This is a genomic window from Streptomyces sp. NPDC033229, from assembly GCF_055576875.1.
This window is the reverse complement of record NZ_JBVIQR010000001.1, coordinates 334,194-353,363: the sequence shown is the minus strand read 5'-3', so window position 1 is coordinate 353,363 and position 19,170 is coordinate 334,194. Positions and strand designations below refer to the sequence as shown.

15 protein-coding genes are annotated in these 19,170 nt (G+C 70.4%); 8 read left to right on the top strand and 7 right to left on the bottom strand.

Annotated elements, in window-relative coordinates; translation table 11 throughout:
* Positions 1–15: 15 nt before the first annotated feature.
* From ACZ53N_RS01490 to ACZ53N_RS01480, 3 genes are all read right to left on the bottom strand, one after another.
* Entirely contained in the window at positions 16–939 is a 924-nt protein-coding gene (locus ACZ53N_RS01490) for an ACP S-malonyltransferase (RefSeq protein WP_469138946.1), read from the bottom strand.
* Between the two features lie 188 nt (positions 940–1,127).
* A complete protein-coding gene (locus tag ACZ53N_RS01485) occupies positions 1,128–1,949 on the bottom strand; it encodes a LuxR family transcriptional regulator (protein WP_469138945.1) in 822 nt (273 codons plus the stop codon).
* A 146-nt stretch (positions 1,950–2,095) separates the two neighbouring features.
* Entirely contained in the window at positions 2,096–2,848 is a 753-nt protein-coding gene (locus ACZ53N_RS01480; RefSeq protein ID WP_469138944.1) for a DNA-binding response regulator, read from the bottom strand.
* An 888-nt stretch (positions 2,849–3,736) separates the two neighbouring features.
* Here ACZ53N_RS01480 and ACZ53N_RS01475 point away from each other — a divergent pair.
* From ACZ53N_RS01475 to ACZ53N_RS01465, 3 genes are read left to right on the top strand one after another with little or no spacing between them, the layout of a single operon-like run.
* Positions 3,737–6,586 carry an AMP-binding protein gene (locus ACZ53N_RS01475; RefSeq protein ID WP_469138943.1) on the top strand — a complete coding sequence of 950 codons (2,850 nt, stop codon included), beginning with the start codon at positions 3,737–3,739 and terminating at the stop codon, positions 6,584–6,586.
* A gap of 5 nt (positions 6,587–6,591) precedes the next feature.
* Positions 6,592–7,524 carry an NAD-dependent epimerase/dehydratase family protein gene (locus ACZ53N_RS01470; RefSeq protein ID WP_469139033.1) on the top strand — a complete coding sequence of 311 codons (933 nt, stop codon included), beginning with the start codon at positions 6,592–6,594 and terminating at the stop codon, positions 7,522–7,524.
* Between the two features lie 14 nt (positions 7,525–7,538).
* Positions 7,539–8,006, top strand: coding sequence for a nuclear transport factor 2 family protein (locus ACZ53N_RS01465; RefSeq protein WP_469138942.1), 468 nt, complete (start codon positions 7,539–7,541; stop codon positions 8,004–8,006).
* Positions 8,007–8,067: 61 nt separating this feature from the next.
* On the opposite strand, the gene ACZ53N_RS01460 is transcribed toward ACZ53N_RS01465, so the two are convergent.
* A complete protein-coding gene (locus ACZ53N_RS01460) occupies positions 8,068–8,322 on the bottom strand; it encodes a helix-turn-helix domain-containing protein (protein WP_184738967.1) in 255 nt (84 codons plus the stop codon).
* A 316-nt stretch (positions 8,323–8,638) separates the two neighbouring features.
* Between ACZ53N_RS01460 and ACZ53N_RS01455 the strand changes: the two genes are divergently transcribed.
* Positions 8,639–9,316 carry a hypothetical protein gene (locus ACZ53N_RS01455; protein ID WP_469138941.1) on the top strand — a complete coding sequence of 226 codons (678 nt, stop codon included), beginning with the start codon at positions 8,639–8,641 and terminating at the stop codon, positions 9,314–9,316.
* A 198-nt stretch (positions 9,317–9,514) separates the two neighbouring features.
* The gene (locus ACZ53N_RS01450; RefSeq protein ID WP_469139032.1) at positions 9,515–10,171 is read left to right on the top strand and encodes a UdgX family uracil-DNA binding protein; all 657 of its coding nucleotides are present in this window, start codon (positions 9,515–9,517) and stop codon (positions 10,169–10,171) included.
* 58 nt (positions 10,172–10,229) lie between these two features.
* Here the strand turns inward: ACZ53N_RS01450 and ACZ53N_RS01445 are convergent, their stop codons facing one another.
* From ACZ53N_RS01445 to ACZ53N_RS01435, 3 genes are all read right to left on the bottom strand, one after another.
* A complete protein-coding gene (locus ACZ53N_RS01445; protein ID WP_469138940.1) occupies positions 10,230–10,637 on the bottom strand; it encodes a hypothetical protein in 408 nt (135 codons plus the stop codon).
* Positions 10,638–10,766: 129 nt separating this feature from the next.
* A complete protein-coding gene (locus ACZ53N_RS01440) occupies positions 10,767–11,081 on the bottom strand; it encodes a hypothetical protein (RefSeq protein WP_469138939.1) in 315 nt (104 codons plus the stop codon).
* Positions 11,075–15,043: a TreTu family toxin gene (locus ACZ53N_RS01435; protein ID WP_469138938.1), complete on the bottom strand. Its 3,969-nt coding sequence runs from the start codon at positions 15,041–15,043 to the stop codon at positions 11,075–11,077. The genes ACZ53N_RS01440 and ACZ53N_RS01435 overlap by 7 nt, the downstream gene beginning before the upstream one ends.
* 563 nt (positions 15,044–15,606) lie before the next feature.
* On the opposite strand from ACZ53N_RS01435, the gene ACZ53N_RS01430 reads away from it, so the two are divergent.
* From ACZ53N_RS01430 to ACZ53N_RS01420, 3 genes are all read left to right on the top strand, one after another.
* A complete protein-coding gene (locus ACZ53N_RS01430) occupies positions 15,607–17,289 on the top strand; it encodes a DUF885 domain-containing protein (RefSeq protein WP_469138937.1) in 1,683 nt (560 codons plus the stop codon).
* 102 nt (positions 17,290–17,391) lie between these two features.
* Positions 17,392–18,159 (top strand): MerR family transcriptional regulator, encoded by a 768-nt coding sequence (locus ACZ53N_RS01425; protein ID WP_469138936.1) that lies wholly within the window; start codon positions 17,392–17,394, stop codon positions 18,157–18,159.
* Positions 18,160–18,285: 126 nt separating this feature from the next.
* Positions 18,286–18,852, top strand: a complete 567-nt coding sequence (locus ACZ53N_RS01420; protein ID WP_469138935.1) for an RDD family protein — start codon at positions 18,286–18,288, stop codon at positions 18,850–18,852.
* Positions 18,853–19,170: the final 318 nt, after the last annotated feature.

The following is a 19,170-nucleotide window of genomic DNA, read 5'->3' as shown; positions in this document are numbered from 1 at the left end:
TCGCTCGGGGTGGGGTCAGCCCAGCACGTCTGGGCTGTTGACGGACACCACCGGGGTGTCCGGGGAGATCCGGCGGACCAGCCCGGCCAGGGTCTTGCCCGGGCCCAGCTCGATCAGCCGGCGGCAGCCCAGCCGGTCGACGAGGGTGCGTACGCTCTCCTCCCACAGCACGGGGGAGGTCAGCTGCCGGGCGCCGAGCGCGGGCCAGTCGCCCATGCCGGCGTACGGCTCGGCGTCGACGTTGGCGACCACCGGTAGCTGGGCGGGGGCGAACAGGGTGTTCTTGAGCGCCCTGGACAGGACGTCCGCGGCGGGCTCCATGAGCGGGCTGTGGAAGGCGCCGCCGACCTGCAGCCGGATCATCTTGGCGCCGATGGAGGGCGCCGCCTCGGCGGCACGTTCGACGCCTTCGACGGTGCCGGAGACCACGGTCTGGCCGGGGGCGTTGATGTTGGCCACCCACACCTCGGCTCCCGACTCACGCAGCCCGTCGACGAGTTGACGCACGTCGGGCAGGGGCGCGGCCACGAGGACTCCCATGGTGCCCGCGCGCTGCCGTGCCGCCTCCCGCATGGCGCGGCCGCGTGCGGCGACCAGCGCCGCGGCCTCGCGGACGGTCAGGACACCGGCCGCGGTCAGCGCGGTGTACTCGCCGAGGCTGTGTCCCGCGCAGGCGACCACGGTGCCGTCGATCGCACCGCGGCGCACCGCCTCGGCGTGGGTCATCACGGAGACGGTGAAGACGGCGAGTTGGGCGAGATCCGTTCTGCGCAGATCCTCGTCGGAGGTGCGCAGCAGGATTTCGGACAGGTCCTCGCCCGTTGCCTCGGATACCTCGGCGGTGACGCACCAGGAAGCGGTCTCCCGCCAGGGTTCACCCATCCCTTGGCGCTGAGTTCCCTGTCCGGGAAATACCAGGGCGATCGGCATCGGATTCATCGAATCACCTTACGAACAGAGGTCATGGGACGGCATGGAGCCCGGAAGCCGCATTAGCGGCTCCGGGCCCATGCGACGACGGCTCACGAAGGGGTAGGGCCGTCGGACAAGAGGCATTCCCTGTGGGGTGAAATGCCTTCCTCACATCCCATGGAACTGTGCGTACGGGGGCCTCGGCAACGACCCGTTCAGGAAGCTGCCACATAGCCGGCCGATGCCGGCCGTCCGGCCCCGGGGCCCGAGGGGCCGGTCGTCCAGGACGGTGGCAGCAGCCTCAGCTCCGCTGCCCGGACGCCTGCCTGGAAGCGGGAGCGGGCGCCCAGCAGGGTCATGATCTCGGCCACGTAGCGCCGGTAGGTACGGACCGAGACGGTCAGCTCCCTGGCGGCCACCTCGTCGGTCACGCCGGCGCGCAGCGCGCCCAGGATCTGCCGGGCGAGGTCGGCCCGTGACTGGTCGCCGAAGAAGATGCGGTCGTTCACCGGCACCGCTCCCCGCCACACGCCCTCGACCAGGGTGTGCAGCGCGTGGAGGATCTCCGGCGCCTGGACCACCGAGGCCCTGCGGCCGAGCGCGGACTCGGCGACCACCAGGCCACGGGAGCCGTCAACGATCAGCGCCTGGATCGGCGGCAGTCCGGCCACCCTGATCGACACCGGACGGTCGCGTCCGGCCTGTTCGCGGACGAAGTACTCGTCCAGCAGGGCGGGTGAGCTGAGCAGCCGCACCCGGACGGCGTCGGAGGCGTCGGAGAGCAGATCGCGTTCGGCCTCCCGCGGGTGGCCCTCATGTCCGACGCTGCGGCCGTGGATGATGTCCACGCTCTCCACGGCCCCGTTGATCAGCTCCTGGGCGGTGTCGAGGATCTCGCGGTACCCGCCGTCGACCGTGTCGATCAGCCGGCTGCCGGTCAGCTGGCTGCGGTGCTGGCTGACGGCCGTCTCGATCAGCGCACGGATCTCCCGGAGCGCGTGCTCCAGGTCGCCTTCGCCGGCTGCCCGGGCGCTCATCGGCCCGCCCCGCTCGCCGGATGTCTTCGGTCTCCGCGTCTCGCGCCGAGTCGGCTTCTGTTCAGTGGCATGTGTCCGCCTCTCCCCCGTAGTTGACCGGCCTGTGGTCCGAGTGTGCCCGCTCGGTTCATCGCGCCGTTCTTCGCCTAGACGGTCCTGTCCGGCAGCAGCCCCAGTTCCACGGCGCGTACACCCGCCTGGAAACGTGAGGTCGCGTCGAGTTCACGCATGATTTCCGCGACGTGCCGGCGGTAGGTGCGCAGCGAGACGCCCACCTCACCCGCCGCCTCCTCGTCGGTGTAGCCGGCGCGGAGCTTCTCGAGGATCCTGCGTGCCATGTCGGTGCGCAGTCGCGTGCCCAGCCCGAGGTGCACGGAAAGCGGGCGGGCGCCGGACCAGGCACCGGCGAAAAGAAGTTCAAGTGCGCGGACGGCGGCGGGGTCCTTCACGATCGCGGCGTGCCCATCGGGGACGGCGGCCTTGGAGTGCACCAGCGCCACGGCCCCGTCGACGACGAGCAGCTCGCGCATCTCCCCCTCGGCGACCCGGATTTCCATGCGTACGTCACGCATGCGATCGGCCAGGGAGAGCAGTTCGGGTACGGCGTTCGCCGCCCACAGCATCCGCACCGCGACCCGCGGCGGAAGGCTCGGAGCGCTGCGGGCGGCGCCGTCCGGCGCCCGCTCCGCGAGGCCCTTGGTGACCGCCTCGACGAATGCCCCGGTCCCGGTCACGGTGACGCTCACCGAGTGCCGTATGTCCTCGAGGAACTGGTCCACCGCGTCCGCGATGAGGTTGCCGTCCAGCCGCGAGAGCAGCACCGGGGCCTCGAACCGCTCCTGGTGCAGCGAGAGTGTGGATTCGATCAAGGCATCGGCTTCCAGCAGGGCCTGCTCCACGCGCGTGGCGTGATCCCCCTGGTTCGCCCGATCTGCTCCGTCAGCCCCCACTGGACCGACCGGCGTACCAGCCATTTCCGTATACCCCCGATTGCCGAACCCTGTCGGCCGACACAGCCACCCGGCCCGACCAATTACGGATCCGGTGGCCCCACCGCAGGCACAACAAACCGGCTGGTCGGCGCGCGTCCCTCATTGTCACCGGGCCTGCCCGAACACGCAAGGAACGCAGTTGATCACCGAGACGATAGTTCGCACCCTCCGGTCGGTCAATGCGACGGAATCCGGCACGCAACGGCGAGCGAACCGGCCGGGGCCCATTCCCATTCCGGGGCCGACCTGGGCCGGGGCGGCCCACTGTCAGCAAGCTGCACCCCTCTTGGTGCAACCGGAATTCAATCTTTCCGGTTTCCGCACTCTAAATCACGAACTCCTCACCGTCCGTAGCCCAGCTGTCCTCTACTGGCCATCCCCCCGCGTGTCACTCCGCCGCCGAACTACGGTCACCGTGTGACCACAAGCTGCACATCGGCACCACAGACACCACGGGAACCGCAGCCGCAGCTACCGCGTCACCGTTAAACCATCAGCGAGCGCGTACATAATTCGGCCTTCAAGCAACGTGTACCGGCCGCGAAAACGCGTGATAGCTTCCACTCGGCTCGAAGCCCTATTCGATCCGAACTCGACAACATTCACTCCGGGGGGATGAGTGTGTCCGCATATCGGCATACCCGACGCGTGGCATGGAATTGCCATTCACAGTCGATGGCGCGCCTGATCTGAGGCCCATCCGGCCGGCCCGCCCCTTCTGGTCACCCGGCCCCCGTAATGCCCATCTCGCGCACGACATCCATGTGAACTCAGAGAAGGCAATCAGATAACACCATGGCCATCCTCGCGCTCGAAACCACCGTGCCCGAAAACGCCGCGGCCGCATATCCCACGGCCGAACGCCCCACAACCGGCGCCGGCGCCGGCACTCCCACGGACACCCACTCCATCGCGGACCTCCTCCTGCGAGCCGCCCGCGAGCATCCCGACTCCGGCCTGCGTCACTGCCAGGGCGGTGCCGCCGCCCCCTCGCACTTCCAGACCTACCCGGAACTGCTGGACCAGGCCCGCCGCGTCCTGGCCGCGCTGCGCGCCCGGGGGGTGCGCCCCCGGCAGAACGTGGTGCTGCTGCTGGACCGTCCGCAGGAATTCCTCACCGCCTTCTGGGCCTGCGTGCTCGGTGGTTTCGTGCCCTGCCCCATGGCCCCGCTCGCCGGTGACCCGGAGCGCTGGGCAGCCCAACTGGCCCACGTCGACGCCCTCCTGGGCAGGCCGCTGCTGATCGCCGGCGAGTCGGCACACGCCGAGCTCCCGCAGGCAGCCGACATCACCGTCACCACCCTCACCTCCCTCTACGGCGAGCAGCCCGCGGAGCGCTTCCACGAGGCGGAGCCGCAGGACACCGCGGTGCTGATGCTGACCTCCGGCTCCACCGGCAACTCCAAGGCGGTGCGGCTCACGCACGCCAATCTGCTGGCGTCCATGGCCGGCAAGAACGGCTACCACCGGCTCACCGCCACGGACACCACACTGAACTGGGTCTCCTTCGACCATGTGGCGGCGCTGCTGGAGTGCCATCTGCTGCCGCTGTACGCCGGGAGCCGGCAGCTGCACGTCGAACCCGGGGTCGTCATCGGCGAACCCGCCGAGTTCCTGCGGCTCGTCTCCCGGCACGGCGTCACCATGACGTTCACCCCCAACTTCCTGCTGGGGATGCTGAACGCGGCCGCCGACCTGATCACCGAGGAGCCGCTCGACCTGTCGCGGTTGCGGCACGTCATCAGCGGCGGCGAGGCCGTCCCCCGCGCGACCGGCGAGGCGTTCCTCGCCCGCTTCGCACCCCTCGGCCTGGCGCCCGACACGCTGTGGCCCGCCTTCGGGATGACCGAGACGTGCGCGGGCAGCGTCTACTCCCGTCGCTTCCCCGCGGCGGACCGGGAGCGGGAGTTCGCCAATCTGGGCACCCCCGTCAAGGGCCTGCGCATGAGGGTCGCGGACGAGCGGGACCGCGCCCTGCCCGAGGGCGAGATCGGTGAACTCCAGCTGTCCGGGCCCATGATCACCCCCGGTTACTACAACGACGTCCGGGCCACCGCCGACGCCTTCACCGCCGACGGCTGGTTCCGCAGCGGTGACCTCGGACGGATCGACGAGGGGCGGCTCAGCCTCGTCGGGCGGAGCAAGGACTGCGTCATCGTCAACGGCGTCAACTACTTCAGCCACGAGATCGAGACCGCGCTGGAACAGCTCGACGGAGTCGCGAGGTCCTACGTCGCCGCGTTCCCGATCCGCCCGGCCGGCAGCGACACCGAGCAGTTGGTGATCGCCTTCCACTGCGAGACCCCCGCCGACGACGAGGCCGCGCTGTACCGCGTTCTGACCGCCGTGCGCTCCACCGTGGTGATGCACTGGGGATTCCGCCCCGCCCTGGTCCTCCCGCTGCCCAAGGCCGCCTTCCCGAAGACCAGCCTGGGCAAGACGCAGCGCGCGGTGATGCGCCGTCGGCTGGAGGACGGACGGTACGACGCGGCCGTCGAGCGCGTCGCCGAGCTCACCCTGCGCCGCCTCGGCGGCTACACCGCGCCCGAGGGGGAGACCGAGCGGGTCCTGACGGAGATCTACGCCGAGATGTTCGACACCGAGCCGTCGCGCATCAGCGTCACGGCGAGCTTCTTCGACCTCGGCGGGACCTCCCTGGACATCCTGCGGCTGCGCCACCAGGTTGCCCGGCGGCTCGGGGTGACGGACCTGGAGGTCGTCACGCTGCTCACGGCCCCCACGGTCCGCGCGCTGGCGGCCCGGCTCGCGCGGCGCGGCGAGCCCGACGGGCAGGCGTACGACCCGATCGTGCCGCTGCAGACGAGCGGCGACAAGACACCGCTGTTCTGTGTGCACCCCGGGGTGGGCGAGGTGCTGGTCTTCGTCAACCTCGCGAAGTACTTCGTGGGCGACCGCCCGTTCTACGCCCTGCGCGCCCGCGGCTTCAACGAGCACGAGAAGCCGTTCGCCTCCTTCGCGGAGATGGTCGACACCTATGTGGCGGCCATCAGGAGCAGACAGCCGCACGGCCCGTACGCCGTCGCCGGGTACTCCTACGGCGGGGCGGTGGCCTTCGAGATCGCCAAGGTCCTGGAGTCCGAGGGCGAGCGCGTGGACTTCGTCGGCAGCTTCAATCTGCCGCCCCACATCAAATACCGCATGGAGGAGCTCGACTTCGTCGAGACGGCGGCCAACCTCGCGTTCTTCCTCGCCCTGATCGACAAGAAGCAGTCGCTGGAGCTGCCCGGCCGGCTCCGGGGCCTGCCCCGCGAGGAGCAGCTCGCCCACATCATCGACCTGGCACCCAAGCGCCGACTGGCCGAACTCGACCTGGACCTGGGTAAGTTCAGCGACTGGGCCGAGCTGGCCGACGGCCTCACCGACCTCGGCCGCAGCTATGAGCCCAGCGGCACGGTCCGCTCGATGTCGGTCTTCTACGCCGTCCCGCTGCGCGGCACCAAGGAGGACTGGCTGCGCCACGAACTCCGCCGCTGGGACGAACACACCACCGGGACGGCCCGCTACCTCGACGTACCCGGCGAGCACTACACACTGATGGGCCCACGGCACGTGGCCACGTTCCAGGCGATCCTGCGCCGCGAGCTCGACCGTGCCCTGGGTGACGGCGAAGGGGGAACGGCATGACGGGCATGACGGGCAAAAAGATCCTGGTCACCGGGGGCACCGGGCAGGTCGCCCGGCCGGTCGCGGAGGCACTGGCCGCGGACAACGACGTGTGGTGCCTCGGCCGGTTCGGCACGCCGGGCGTGGAGCGGGAGCTGCGCGAGCGGGGCATCACCACCTGGCGCTGGGACATGGACGACACCAGTGAGTACGCGCTGAAGGGCCTGCCCGAGGACTTCACGCACGTCATCCACTCCGCCGTGCGCCGCGGCGAGGACGGTGACTTCAACGCGGCCGTCGAGGTCAACTCGGTCGCGGCCGGCCGGCTGATGACGCACTGCCGTACCTCGGAGGCGTTTCTCTACGTCTCCACGGGCGCCCTCTACGCCCGGCAGACCCTGGACCACGCGTACACCGAGTCCGACCCGGTGGACGGGGTGGCCGACTGGCTGCCCGCGTACCCCGTCGGCAAGATCGCGACCGAGGGCGCGGTACGGGCCTTCGCCCGGGTGCTCGGGCTGCCCACCACCATCGCCCGGCTCAACATCGCGTACGGCCCCGGCGGGTACGGCGGGGTGCCGATGCTGTACTTCGAGCGGATGCTGGCCGGCGAGCCGATCGCGGTACCCCGCTCGGGCCAGAACTGGTGCTCCCTGCTGTACACCGACGACCTGGTCGCCCAGGTCCCCCGGCTGTGGGACGCCGCGTCGGTGCCGTCCACCCTGGTCAACTGGGGTGGTGACGAGTCCGTCGGGATCACCGACTGCGTGCGTCACATCGAGGAGCTCACGGGGGTGCCGGCGCGTCTGGTGCCGAGCGACGTCACCCGGGAGACCTACCGGTTCGACCCGACCCTGCGCCGCTCCCTGACCGGGCCGTGCGAGGTGACCTGGCGGGACGGTATCCGCCGCACTCTCGAGGCGCTGTACCCCGCATACACATCCGTTGACCACCGCTGAGGAAGGACCCTGACATGCCTCGTCACACCGAAAACCTCGAAGCGATCCACGCCGCGTACCGTGCCTTCCGCGCGCGGGACCTGGGAGGACTGCTGGAGGTCCTGGACCCCGGGATCGAGTGGGTGCATCCGCTGGGGATGGCCGAGTTCGGCCTGGGCGGCACCAAGTCGGGCCACGCCGGCGTCAAGGAGTTCCTGGCACGGGTTCCCCTGGTACTGGGCGGCATGAGACTGGAACCCCAGGAGTTCATCGAGTCCGGCGACCGGGTGGTGGTGTTCGGTGTTCGGCAGGTCACCTCCGCCACCGGTCACACCGAGACGCTCGACTTCATCCACTCCTGGACGATGCGCGACGGCCGGGCCGTCCGCATGGAGGACGTCTTCGACACCGTCCTGTTCCACCGGCTGATCCGGGCCGAGGGCCCTACGGCGGACGCGCTGGTGGACGGGCTGGTGGGCGGGCTGGTGGGATCCGCCGCCTGACGAAGAGGGCCGCCGCCGATGTCATCGGCGGCGGCCCTTCCGGCAATACGGCACCCGTACCTCAGACCTCGCACACGTCCTTCATGCTGTCGATGAGCGTGAGCACGGCCCGCGCCGACGGCAGGATCATGCGGCCTTCGGCCGTCAGCCGGGCTCCGGCCGAGCCCCGGACGAACAGCTTGGCGCCCAGTGTCTGCTCCAGGCACCTGATCTGATAGCTGACGGCCGGCTGGGAGTACCCCAGCATCTTCGCCGCCCTGTCCATCCGCCCGATCTCCGCGGTCGAGATGAAAGCGCGGAGCTCCCGCTCGAGCATGTTTGCCCCCTACTTCTCCAGTGGGCCGCGACCGGCCGCGCTGAATTCCGGTTCCCCGTGAGCCGGACTGTCGAGATCTGCAGCCCATACCAACGGACGGCGGCAGCGCGGGGCAATGGGCGGTGCAGGAAGCTGCACGGCACCCGGCCGGGGCCCGGCCCACGCCACGCGAGGCCGGACACGCCCCCGGACGAGCCGACGGCACCACCGGCGCCATGGCCGGAGGTGTCACCTTCCTGCCAACCATCGAAGATCCACAACTCACCCCGCTCTCCCCTGGTTACGCTCCACCGGGAATTCACGAAGGGTATGCAAAATGCGCAAGAAGCTGTCCGTCCTCACCACCGTCGCCGCCGCACTCGCGGCCGGTCTGATGCCGCTCACCGCCTCCGCCGCCGCGGCCGACACTCCGGCCCGGGACACCTCGAAGGACTGCGGAAGCCTTCAGCTCTCCGGCGAGCTGCCGGCCCCGCCGGCCGGCCAGACGGTCAGCCAGGTGGTGACCATCGGCCCCGACTGCAAGCCGCAGCTCGGCACGGTGCAGTACACCCCGGCCCCCGCCGCCCGGCAGCAGAGCCTGGCCGCCGCGGACGGACAGCGCCACCAGGTGAAGTCCGCCTCCGAGATGTTCGACTGCTGCAAGATCCGGATGACCGGTCTGTACAGCACCTCGGAGTGGAACACCGCGGGCGGCCGCATCACGGACGCGAAGACGACGGTCACGCAGGGCTGGAACCGGGAGCCGTGGGACGCCGGCTGGTCGCTGAAGACCACCGGCCAGAGCGAGGACTGCCTGAAGGACTGCGCGACCTCCACCACGAAGGCGCACGCCGACTTCACCTACAAGGGCATCTTCGACGTGACGGGCGCCTGGTACGCCAACTCCCACGACACGTCGGTCGAGCTGCGCGCGGACGGCACGTCCGCCTGCACCTTCGACGTGCAGCTCAAGCACAGCTTCATCGGCTGGAACTGGGTGCGCAGCTGCTCCTGACCCCCCGGCACCGGCGAACGCCCCGCTCCTCCACGGTCTCTCGCGTGGACGAGCGGGGCGTCTGCGTCCGTACGGGGGATTCGGGGCACGCGGCGTTTCCACGGTCGGTGACCGGTCACTCCTCACACAGTGGTGCGGTGCACCGCCCGCCGCGAGGTGACCGCCTCGCGCCTGTGCGAGAAGGGCCTCGATGACCTGATGCCGGACCCCGATGACTACGACGCCGGACCCTTCGTGCCCGAGGCCGCGGATCTCGCCGCGCTGCGGGAGGCCGCGGCGGGCTGCGCGGGCTGCCCGCTGTTCCGGGAGGCCACGCAGACGGTCTTCGGCTCCGGTGCCACGACGGCGCGGCTGATGCTCGTGGGCGAGCAGCCCGGCGACCAGGAGGACCGGCGGGGAGAGCCCTTCGTCGGGCCTGCGGGAGGCGTGCTGACCCGGGCCATCGCCGAGGCGGGCATCGACCCGGCGCAGACGTATGTGACCAACGCCGTCAAGCACTTCAAGTTCGAGCGGCCGGCAGGGGGAAAGCGCCGCATCCACAAGCCGCCGAGCCTGCGGGAGATCAGCGCGTGCAAGCCCTGGCTCACCTCCGAACTGCACCTGGTCGCCCCCGAGGTGGTCGTCGCCCTCGGTGCCACGGCGGGGAAGTCGCTGCTCGGCTCCTCGTTCCGCGTCAGCCAACAGCGGGGGGTGCCCTTGGCACTGCCTTCCCCGGACGGGGAAGGGGAGGAGATGGGGACGCTCGTGGCCACCATCCACCCCTCCGCCGTGCTGCGCGCGGGCGACCAGGCCCGGAAGGACGCGTACGCGGGCCTGGTGTCGGATCTCGAGGTGGCTGCCCGGCTGCTGCGCTGAGGGTGCACGCGAAAGCCCCACCGGGTGATCCCGGTGGGGCTTTCGCACACCCGCGCGGCTATGCCTCGGGGGTGGGGCGTTCCACTGTCCCTTCCTCATCCGGCCGGGGCAGGGCCCCCGAGACGCGGAGGTGGAGGAGGGTGCTTTCGAGGGCGTCCCGCAGATACGGACGCGCGTCGCCGGCGTCCGCCTTCTCCAGCAGGACCGGGAGGAACTCCGCGTCCGGGTATCCCGACGCGGTCTCCGGCTCCCGGGTGGCCCATAGCTGCGACCAGACGACGATCATCATCTCGTTGCAGGCACGGGCGGCCCGCAGGCTGCCGCCGCCCTCCTCGCCGTCCTCGACGAAGACCACGCGGGTCGAGGTGCCGAGCCGGTGACCGAGGGCCAGCAGGAACGTCTCCCGGGACTCGGACGCCAGGATCGACCGGACTTCCGCCCGTACGTTCACTGCTCCATCGCCCACATCTCCTCGTCGGTCATCCCCGTCTTCTCGTACCGCTCACGGGGAAGCGAATCGACATCGCAGCCGCGCTCCTTCAGGACGCCGAAGCGGCCCACCGGAAAACCGGCAGGCCGCCTCGGAACCACTGGATCAGGGCTGTTCCCCGACCCACGAGGCCGTCTTCCGCAGAGCATCCTCCAGGTCCGCTCCAGAGCGGATGTCGCGGTGCTCGGGCACCTCGGTCCTGGACTCGAAGTCGTAGAACACGAGCTCGGCGTTCCCGTCCTCCCAGACCATGATCTCGGCGGCCTTGAGAGAAACCTCGAAGGTCAGCTGAACGGCCCCGGGGCCAGGGCCCTCACACCATTCCTTGACCTCGATCCCGACACCGGCACTACGCATCCCCGCCGCCTTCCCGGCGAGCCAGGACCGCACGGCGTCCATCAAGTCGGACCCACTCAGCACGACGGGCCACCCTCGAGGGAAATGTTCAGCGCCGCCGGCAGCTCGGGAATGGGACGCCCCAGCTTCGCGGCGTACTTCGCGTCATTGGAGTTCGCACCGGCCATCTTGAAGTCGGTCGGCCGACCACCCGGGTAGAGGGACGACTTCGGCACATCGAACTCCACGTACACGGAGCCCTTGTACGTAGGCTTGTAGGTGTTCCGGTCCGGCGGGTGCACCACGTACGTCCGGTCACCCGCGCCCGGCTGAACCATGCCGCTCTTCATCATCTTCTCGTACTCGTTCTGGCCCATCCAGCGGCCGACCCGTACCAGCTCGCCTTCGCCGCCCGAGTTGTGAACGAGGACGTTCACCGCTCCGACGCCGACATGGTACGTGTGAAGGCCGCTCACGGAGAGGTTGAACACCTGCTGGGCAGCGGTCCACGCACGGGTCGCCGTGACCTTGACCCACGTACCGGACGAGGTGCGCAGCAGCGCACCCGGCCTGATGACGCCGGCGTCCACCCACGTGTGCTGGTCCTCGACCCAGAACGGGTGGTTCTCGGTCGCCGTGATCGTGCTGGTGGCGTTGCCCTTGGCACCGTCGGTGTCGACGGTCAGCTCGACCAGGTGCTTCTGGCCGTGACCGACGATGACGGCGTCGACCGGGCGCGGCGCCGACTTCCCGGTCAGGGGGTCCGCGGCCAGGACCTTGTCACCTGCTTTGACACTCTTGATCGCCTTCGTGGAGCCGCCCGCCATCAGCACCCGGGTCTCCGGGGTGAAGCTGTTCGCGGTGCGCCCGAGGGTCCTTGGGACGACCTTGCACGCCTTCCTGGCGCCCTCTTCCGCGCGGCCGAGCCGGCCGGCCGAGCTCTTGTAGAGCGATTCGAGCAGCTCTGCGCCCTTCTTGCCGTCCTTCCCGAGCTTGATCGCGGTAGCGCCCTCACCTGCGATCGGAATGGCGGCGAGGCAGGACAGGCCCGCGTTGATGTAGTCGCCTTCCGCGCCGTACCAGGCGCAGTTGATGCCATTGGTCACCGTGCCCAGGACGGGCACGGCACCGGCGACATCGAGCAGGAAGTGGCCGAACTCGCCCCAAGCCTTCTCCTTCGCCTTCTGGCGCTCTTCTTCCTGCTTCTCGAGCTCGGCCCGCTGCTTACGGGCTTCCTCCTTGCGCCGTTCGATCTCCTCTCGGAGCTTGGTGACGGCGGCGTCGTAAGCCTCCTTCGCGGCCTTGCCTGCCGCCTCGGAGTCCTTGCCCGCCGCCTTCGCGTAGGCGCGTGCGTCGGTCGACGCCGCGTAGGCGTCGTCCGCGGACACCCGCGCCGCCGAAGCGGACGCCTGGGCGTAGGCCGCGGAGTTGTCCGCGTCGCGGGCGTCACGGTCGGCTGCCGCGGCGGCGTCGCGTGCGGTCTTCGCCGACCTGGCGGCCTCGGCCGCCGAAGCCTCGGCCTGCTTGGCCGAGGTGCGGGCCTGCTCCGCGTAGCCCTTGGCCTGGTCGGCCGACTCCTCGGCCTGCTTGGCGTAGCCCTTCGCCTCTTCCGCGGCCTTGCGCGCGATGGCGGCCACCCGACCGGCCTCCGCCGCGTTCCGCTGGGCGGTCGCCGCGACGCCGGACGCCTCGGCGATGATCCGCTTCACGTCCGCCACGTGCGTGGCGGTCAGCAGGTCCTTGCGGGCCGCCTTGTACTGACCGGACTGGATGAACCCGTGCAGCAGCTGCGCCGTGCCCTCCAGGGCAACCTTGGCGGCGGCCTTCGTCTCGGCGCCACCGCTGGTCACCAGCTGTACGGCCCGGACCCGCTCGTCAGTCTCCCGGGCTGAGTACTGACCGGTGTTGAGGAACTCACGGAGCTTGTCCGTCGAACCGTCCTTCAGTGCCGCCTGGGCGCCTTCCTTGACGCTCCGGTCGCTGCCGTTCGCGATCTGGACGACGCGCACGCGGTAGTCGTCCGCCGCGGCCTTGTGCTGACCGGTACGCAGGAAGTCACCGATCTTGGCGGCGTCGCCCTTGAGCGCTTCTTCGGCGGCCTTGCGTACGGCCTCGGAATCGGCCTCGTCGGCCAAGCGCTCGACGCGGGCGCGCTCGTCCTGCTCCGCGGCGTCCTTCCACCCCGTCCGCACGTACTCGACGACAGCGTCGTCGGCACCGGCCAGCGCCACCTCGGCCGCGGACCGGCTCCACGGGCCGCGGGTCTTCATGGCCAGGACCGCTACGCGGCGGCCCTTCTCGGCGACATCCTTCGCGTCCGTACCCGGCTTGCCGGCCTCCGCGGCCAGGCGGGCCGCCTCGTCGTCGAGGTCCTTGGCTTCCTTGACGGCACGGGCCGCCTTGGCCTTGCGCTCCTCGTCCGCCGCCTTGAGGTCCTTGGCCTGCTCGACGGCGGCCGCCGTACGAGCCTTGAGCTCTTCAGCCTCGATCTTGCTCGCGAGCTCGTGGACCTTGCGCGCCTTGTCGACCGCCGCGCTCGCCACGTCGGCGGCCTTCTTGGCCGCCCCGGCGTGCTCCGTCGACTCCTTGGCCGCCTTGACGGCGTCGCCGGCGTGCTTCGCTGCCTCCTCGGCCTTCTCCGCCGCGTTCTCGGCGTGCTCGGCGGCCGAATTGGCCGCGTCCCGCGCCTCGTACGCCGCGCTCGCCGCCTCACCGGCCAGCGACTGGGCAGCACCCGCCGCGCGGTTCGCCTCACGGGCGTGCCGGTGCGCGGCCGCTGCCGCGTTCCTGGCACGGGCCGACTGGGCACCGGCCTGATCGGCGTAGCCACCGGCCTCATCGGCGGCGTCGGCCGCCGCGTCGGCGTTGGCACCGGCGTTGGACGCCGCGGCCGCCGCCGCGCCGGCCGCCGTCGCGGCGTTGCCCGCCTGCTCGGCGGCCTTGGCCACCTCGCGTGCGGCCTTCGCCGCGGTCCGCGCGTCCTCAGCCGCCTTGCGCGCCGCCGCTGCCTGACCCGCGTCGGTCGCCGCCGCCGACGCCGCACCGCGTGCCCTGGACGCCGCCTCCGCGGCACCCGCCGCGGCGGAGGCCGCCTGGGAGGCGGCACTCGCCGCTATTCGGGCCGACGAGTTGGCCGCCCGGGCCGCGTCGATGGCTTGCTGAGCGGCCTCGGCCGCGCCCTCCGCCGCCTCGGCGGCCCGGCCCGCGGCGTTCGCGGCCCTGCCCGCGTCCTTCCTCGCGGCAGCGGTCTCGGCCGCCGCCTTCTGCGCGGCTTCCTTGGCCAGCTTCGACGCCAGTACGGCGCGCTCGGAAGCCTCCTCCGCGGCCAGCGTCTCCCGCTTGGCCGTCTTGCCGGCCTCCTTGACCTGCTCGGCCAACTGCTCGACCGTGGCCCGCTCCTGGTCCCGCGCGCGAGCCACGTGCTGGCCCACGTTCAGGAACTCCCGGACGTCCTCAGCCGAACCGTTCAACGCGACCTTGGCAGCCGCCTTGGTGGCCGGACCACCGGCGCTCATGACCTGCATGAGCTGTACCCGGTCGTCCGCCTCCCGGGCGGGGTACTGGTCTTCGTCGAGGAACTTCCGGACGTCCTCGGCCGAGCCCTTCAGTGCGGCCTTGCCGGCCTCCTGGACTCCGCTGCCGCCTTCGCCGACGACCTGCACGGCCTGCACACGCTGGTCCTGCTCAAGCGGAGACTGCCAGCCGGACTTGAAGAACTGCCGCAGGTCGCCCGCGGAGCCGGCCAGGGCCTTGCGCGCGGCCTCGCGTACCCCTCGGCCGCCCACGCTGACCATCTGTACCGCCGCGATGCGGTCGTCGTGCAGTTCGGCGAGTTCCCTCTCACTGTCGAGGAAGCGACGCACATCCTCGTCAGTGCCCAGGAAAGCGGCTTCCGCCGCCGCCTTGATGGCTGGGCCACCGGTCTTCCACAACTCGACCACACGGCCACGGTCGGTGGCCGGAATCGGATTAAATGGAATACCGCCGTCCGGCGTCGCGTCCGCGACGGCCGGAGTCGTGCCCAGCAAACTCGCGACGAGCGCCATGGGAAGCACACTCAAACATGCCACGCGCGTACCGAGGTGCTGTTTCTTCCTCGATCTCGCCCGGTAGAGCTTTCTTCTCACTACTTGGACCGTTCTTGTTGATTGAACGCCTGGAGACACCGGCGCGCCGTGAGCATAACCGGCTTGATCCACCGTCACATAGGGCCGTGTGACGCGAATCCGCGCAGGTCACATGCGTTTGACTGTCATGCCCACGACCACATCACTACCGGCGGTACGGGCTTGAATACGGGCTTCGGAGCACTCCGGGAATCACCAAAGAACTGCAAAGTCGGAACGGGTGATAGGTTCTCGGCCACAGGCCTTTATCTCGCCATTACGTGCACGAGGGAGGCTTGTTCGGCACGCCTCGAAACCGGAATTGAACTCGCCGAACATTCGATCCGACCGGTTGCCCGGACGCCCCATCACAAGATGCGGATGGCGCTATTCCGTATTCCGTTACGAAGCTCTTCGGCCACCGGCCGGCCGGGGAACCCGACAGCCGAGCCGACCCCGCGGATCCGGTGACGCGAACCCCCCGCCCGTACCAGGATGTCCCCATGCCACAGACCTCCAACGGCGCGCTGCCCCGCCAGGTGGCCGACGCCCACGTCGACGCCCTCATCGCCCTCGACCCGATCACCGGCACATACCTGGGAGTTGGGGAGAGCTCCCCCCGGCTCCCCGACTTCTCCCCCGCCGGACAGGAAGCCGTCGCCGACCTCTTCCGCGCGACGCTGAGCCGACTCGCCGACGCGGAACGGCTGCCGGGCGCCGAGGCCGACGTCGAGCGGCGGTGCGGGCGGCTGTTGCGGGAGCGGCTCACGGCGCAGCTCGCCGTGCACGAGGCCGAGGAGGGGTTGCGTTCGGTCAGCAATCTCAGCTCACCCGTGCACAGCGTGCGGAAGATCTTCACGGTCACCCCCACGGAGACCGAGGAGGACTGGGCCGCCGTCGCCGAGCGGCTGCGCGCCGTGCCCGAGGCCCTCGCCGGGTACCGGGAATCGCTCGCTCTCGGCCTCGACCGGAAGCTGCCGGGCGGACCGCGCGCGACACGGACCGTCGTCGGGCAGCTGACGGAGTGGGTGGACGAGGGGCGCGGCTGGTTCCAGGAGTTCGCCGCGGCGGGGCCGGACCCCCTGCGCCGTGAACTCGACGCAGCCGCCGCCAAGGCCACGGCGGCGGTGGCCGGGCTGCGCGACTGGATGCGTGACGTCTACGCCCCCGCGATCGAGGGCGCCCCGGACACCGTGGGACGGGAGCGGTACGCGCGGTGGGCGCGCTACTTCAACGGCACCGACCTCGATCTGGACGAGGCGTACGCGTACGGCTGGTCCGAATACCACCGGCTGCTCGCCGAGATGACGACCGAGGCGGGGAAGATCCTGCCCGGCGCGGGTCCCTGGGAGGCACTGGCGCACCTCGACGCGCACGGCAGCCACATCGAGGGCGTCGAGGAGACCCGGGTCTGGTTGCAGCAGCTGATGGACGAGGCGATCGAGGCGCTGGACGGCACCCACTTCGAACTCGCCACCCCGCTCAGGGCGGTGGAGTCCCGCATCGCCCCTGCGGGCTCGGCCGCCGCCCCGTACTACACCGGCCCGTCGGAGGACTTCTCCCGCCCCGGCCGCACCTGGCTGCCGACCATGGGCGCGACCCGTTTCCCCGTCTACGACCTGGTGTCCACCTGGTACCACGAGGGCGTCCCCGGCCATCACCTCCAGATCGCCCAGTGGGTACACGTCGCCGACCGCCTCTCCCGCTACCAGGCGACGATCGGCAAGGTCAGCGCGAACCTGGAGGGCTGGGCGCTGTACGCGGAGCGGCTCATGGACGAGCTGGGCTTCCTGCCGGACCCGGAGCGCCGCCTCGGCTATCTGGACGCGCAGATGATGCGCGCCTGCCGCGTCATCGTGGACATCGGCATGCACCTGGAACTGCGGATCCCGGCGGACTCCCCCTTCCACCCCGGCGAGCGCTGGACCCCCGAGCTCGCGCAGGACTTCTTCGGCCGGCACAGCAGCCGCCCGGCGGCGTTCGTCGAGAGCGAGCTGACCCGCTACCTCTCCCTGCCGGCCCAGGCCATCGGGTACAAACTGGGTGAGCGGGCGTGGCTGCGCGGCCGGGAGAACGCCCGCGCGGCGCGGGGAGCGTCCTTCGATGCCAAGGCCTGGCACATGGCGGCCCTGTCCCAGGGCCCGCTGGGCCTCGACGACCTGGTGGACGAGCTGTCCCGGCTCTGAGACCCGGCCGACGCCGATTGCGGCTTGCGGTTGCCGTTGCGTCAACTTCTACGGTCTTGTGTGTGGCCGGAAACACCGGCCCGGCGATGGAGGAGCAGGGCTATGGCCTGGTCGATCGCGGATGTGGCCCGGATGTCCGGGGTGACGTCCCGGACGCTGCGGCACTACGACGAGATCGGCCTGCTGCCGCCGGCGTGGACCGGGGCGAACGGGCACCGCTACTACGAGGAGGCCGATCTGCTGCGTCTGCAGCAGATCCTGCTGATGCGGGAGCTGGACCTCGGCCTTCGCGAGATCCAGGCGGTCCTGGACAGCCAGGTCGATCAGGTGGCCGTGCTCCGCGAGCACCACCAGCGGCTGCTGGCGGAGCGGAACCGGCTGGAGACGCTCGCCCGCACGGTCGGCCGCACCATCGCCGAACTGGAAGAAGGCAAGGACAACAACGCCATGACGAAGATCAACAGGCCGGAGAACCTTTTCGAGGGCTTCGAGCCCTCCTCCGCCGAGGAAGATGCCGAGGTACGGGAGCGGTGGCCCGAGGCCTGGGCAGAGTCCCGGCAGGCCGTCGAGACGATGACCGACGAGGACACGGAGCAGTGGCAGCGGGAGGTGACGGCGCAGATGATCCGCCTGGCGGAGTTCATGGTGGCCGGCACACCGGTCGACGATCCCGCGGTGCAGGCCGAAGTGGACGCCCACTACCAGGGCGTCTCCCGCTTCTGGGCCCCGAACGCGTGCGGGTACAAGGGCCTGGGCCAGACGTATGTCGACGACCCGCGGTTCCGTGCGAATTACGACAAGATCGCCGACGGGCTGGCCGTCTACCAGCGTGACGCGATGGTTGTCTACGCCGACGCCCGGCTGAGCTGACCGACACCTCACATCGCCGGGGGCTGCGGATCGGGGGACCGCAGCGCCCGGCGCCCACCCCTTCGGTACAGCCCAGGCATCAACCTGAGAATCAGCTGTCACAGTCGTACGGCAGGATGACCCCCCGTGATCGACTACCAGCGCCAGCAGCACCCGAACCAGCCGTACGCTCCCCAGCCGCCGTACGCACAGCCGCACCCGTACGCTCAGCCCGACCCGTACGCTCAGCCGCACGCGTATCCGCACCCGTACGCTCAGCAGCACCCGCAGCCGTACCCGCAGCCTCCCGTCGTCCCCGAGCCGATCAGTGATGAACGCCGCATGCTCTCCGCGACGATCGACGGGGCCATCACGCTCTTCGCCGGCTTCGGCCTCGCCCACCAGCTGGCGGACGACAAGACGGTCGGTGTCTTCTGGGCCTACGTCGCCGCGTGCTTCTTCGGAGTGTCCTTCGTCCACCATGTGCTGGGTGCCGTGATATTCCGGACGACCGTGGGCAAGTTCCTGCTCGTGACGCGCGTGGTGCGCGAGGCCGACGCCGGGCGACCGCGTTTCTGGCAGACGGTAGGGCGCTGGCTTCTCGGCCTGACCTGGCTCCCGCTGCAGCCGCTGTGGAGCCTGTTCGGCGCGGAGGGCGAACTGTACGAGGATGCGTGCGGGCTGCGGAACGTACGCAGCAAGGAACTGCGCTGACGGAGCGCGGCCCGCGGCCTCATCTCTCCTGTGGAGAGAGAACGTCCAGTGCGTGGTGCCATGGATGCGACCTGCGCCCTTCGTCCCCCGTCCCACGTACGTCGGGCTGCCACTCCCCCTCGCGGGCGAACGGACAGATGTATGTCAACCGTCCCACCGCCGTCAATCCACGACCGGGGTCCGTGGCGGCTGCTTATGCAGCCGATGCGGTATCGGCCTTTCGCGGCGGTAGTGGGCCACCGTGCCCATTCAGCCAGGCCCCTGCGTTGGTTAGGCCGGCCTCGGGCATGGTGACCGTGAAGGCGTCGAGGACAGGGG

Excerpts from the sequence above, each read along its gene's own strand:
- ACZ53N_RS01465 (WP_469138942.1), top strand. The coding sequence starts at position 7,539 with ATGCCTCGTCACACCGAAAACCTCGAAGCGATCCACGCCGCGTACCGT.
- ACZ53N_RS01460 (WP_184738967.1), bottom strand. The coding sequence starts at position 8,322 with ATGCTCGAGCGGGAGCTCCGCGCTTTCATCTCGACCGCGGAGATCGGG.
- ACZ53N_RS01450 (WP_469139032.1), top strand. The coding sequence starts at position 9,515 with ATGCCGGACCCCGATGACTACGACGCCGGACCCTTCGTGCCCGAGGCC.
- ACZ53N_RS01475 (WP_469138943.1), top strand. The coding sequence starts at position 3,737 with ATGGCCATCCTCGCGCTCGAAACCACCGTGCCCGAAAACGCCGCGGCC.
- ACZ53N_RS01485 (WP_469138945.1), bottom strand. The coding sequence starts at position 1,949 with ATGAGCGCCCGGGCAGCCGGCGAAGGCGACCTGGAGCACGCGCTCCGG.
- ACZ53N_RS01435 (WP_469138938.1), bottom strand. The coding sequence starts at position 15,043 with ATGGCGCTCGTCGCGAGTTTGCTGGGCACGACTCCGGCCGTCGCGGAC.
- ACZ53N_RS01470 (WP_469139033.1), top strand. The coding sequence starts at position 6,592 with ATGACGGGCAAAAAGATCCTGGTCACCGGGGGCACCGGGCAGGTCGCC.
- ACZ53N_RS01425 (WP_469138936.1), top strand. The coding sequence starts at position 17,392 with ATGGCCTGGTCGATCGCGGATGTGGCCCGGATGTCCGGGGTGACGTCC.
- ACZ53N_RS01490 (WP_469138946.1), bottom strand. The coding sequence starts at position 939 with ATGAATCCGATGCCGATCGCCCTGGTATTTCCCGGACAGGGAACTCAG.
- ACZ53N_RS01430 (WP_469138937.1), top strand. The coding sequence starts at position 15,607 with ATGCCACAGACCTCCAACGGCGCGCTGCCCCGCCAGGTGGCCGACGCC.
- ACZ53N_RS01455 (WP_469138941.1), top strand. The coding sequence starts at position 8,639 with ATGCGCAAGAAGCTGTCCGTCCTCACCACCGTCGCCGCCGCACTCGCG.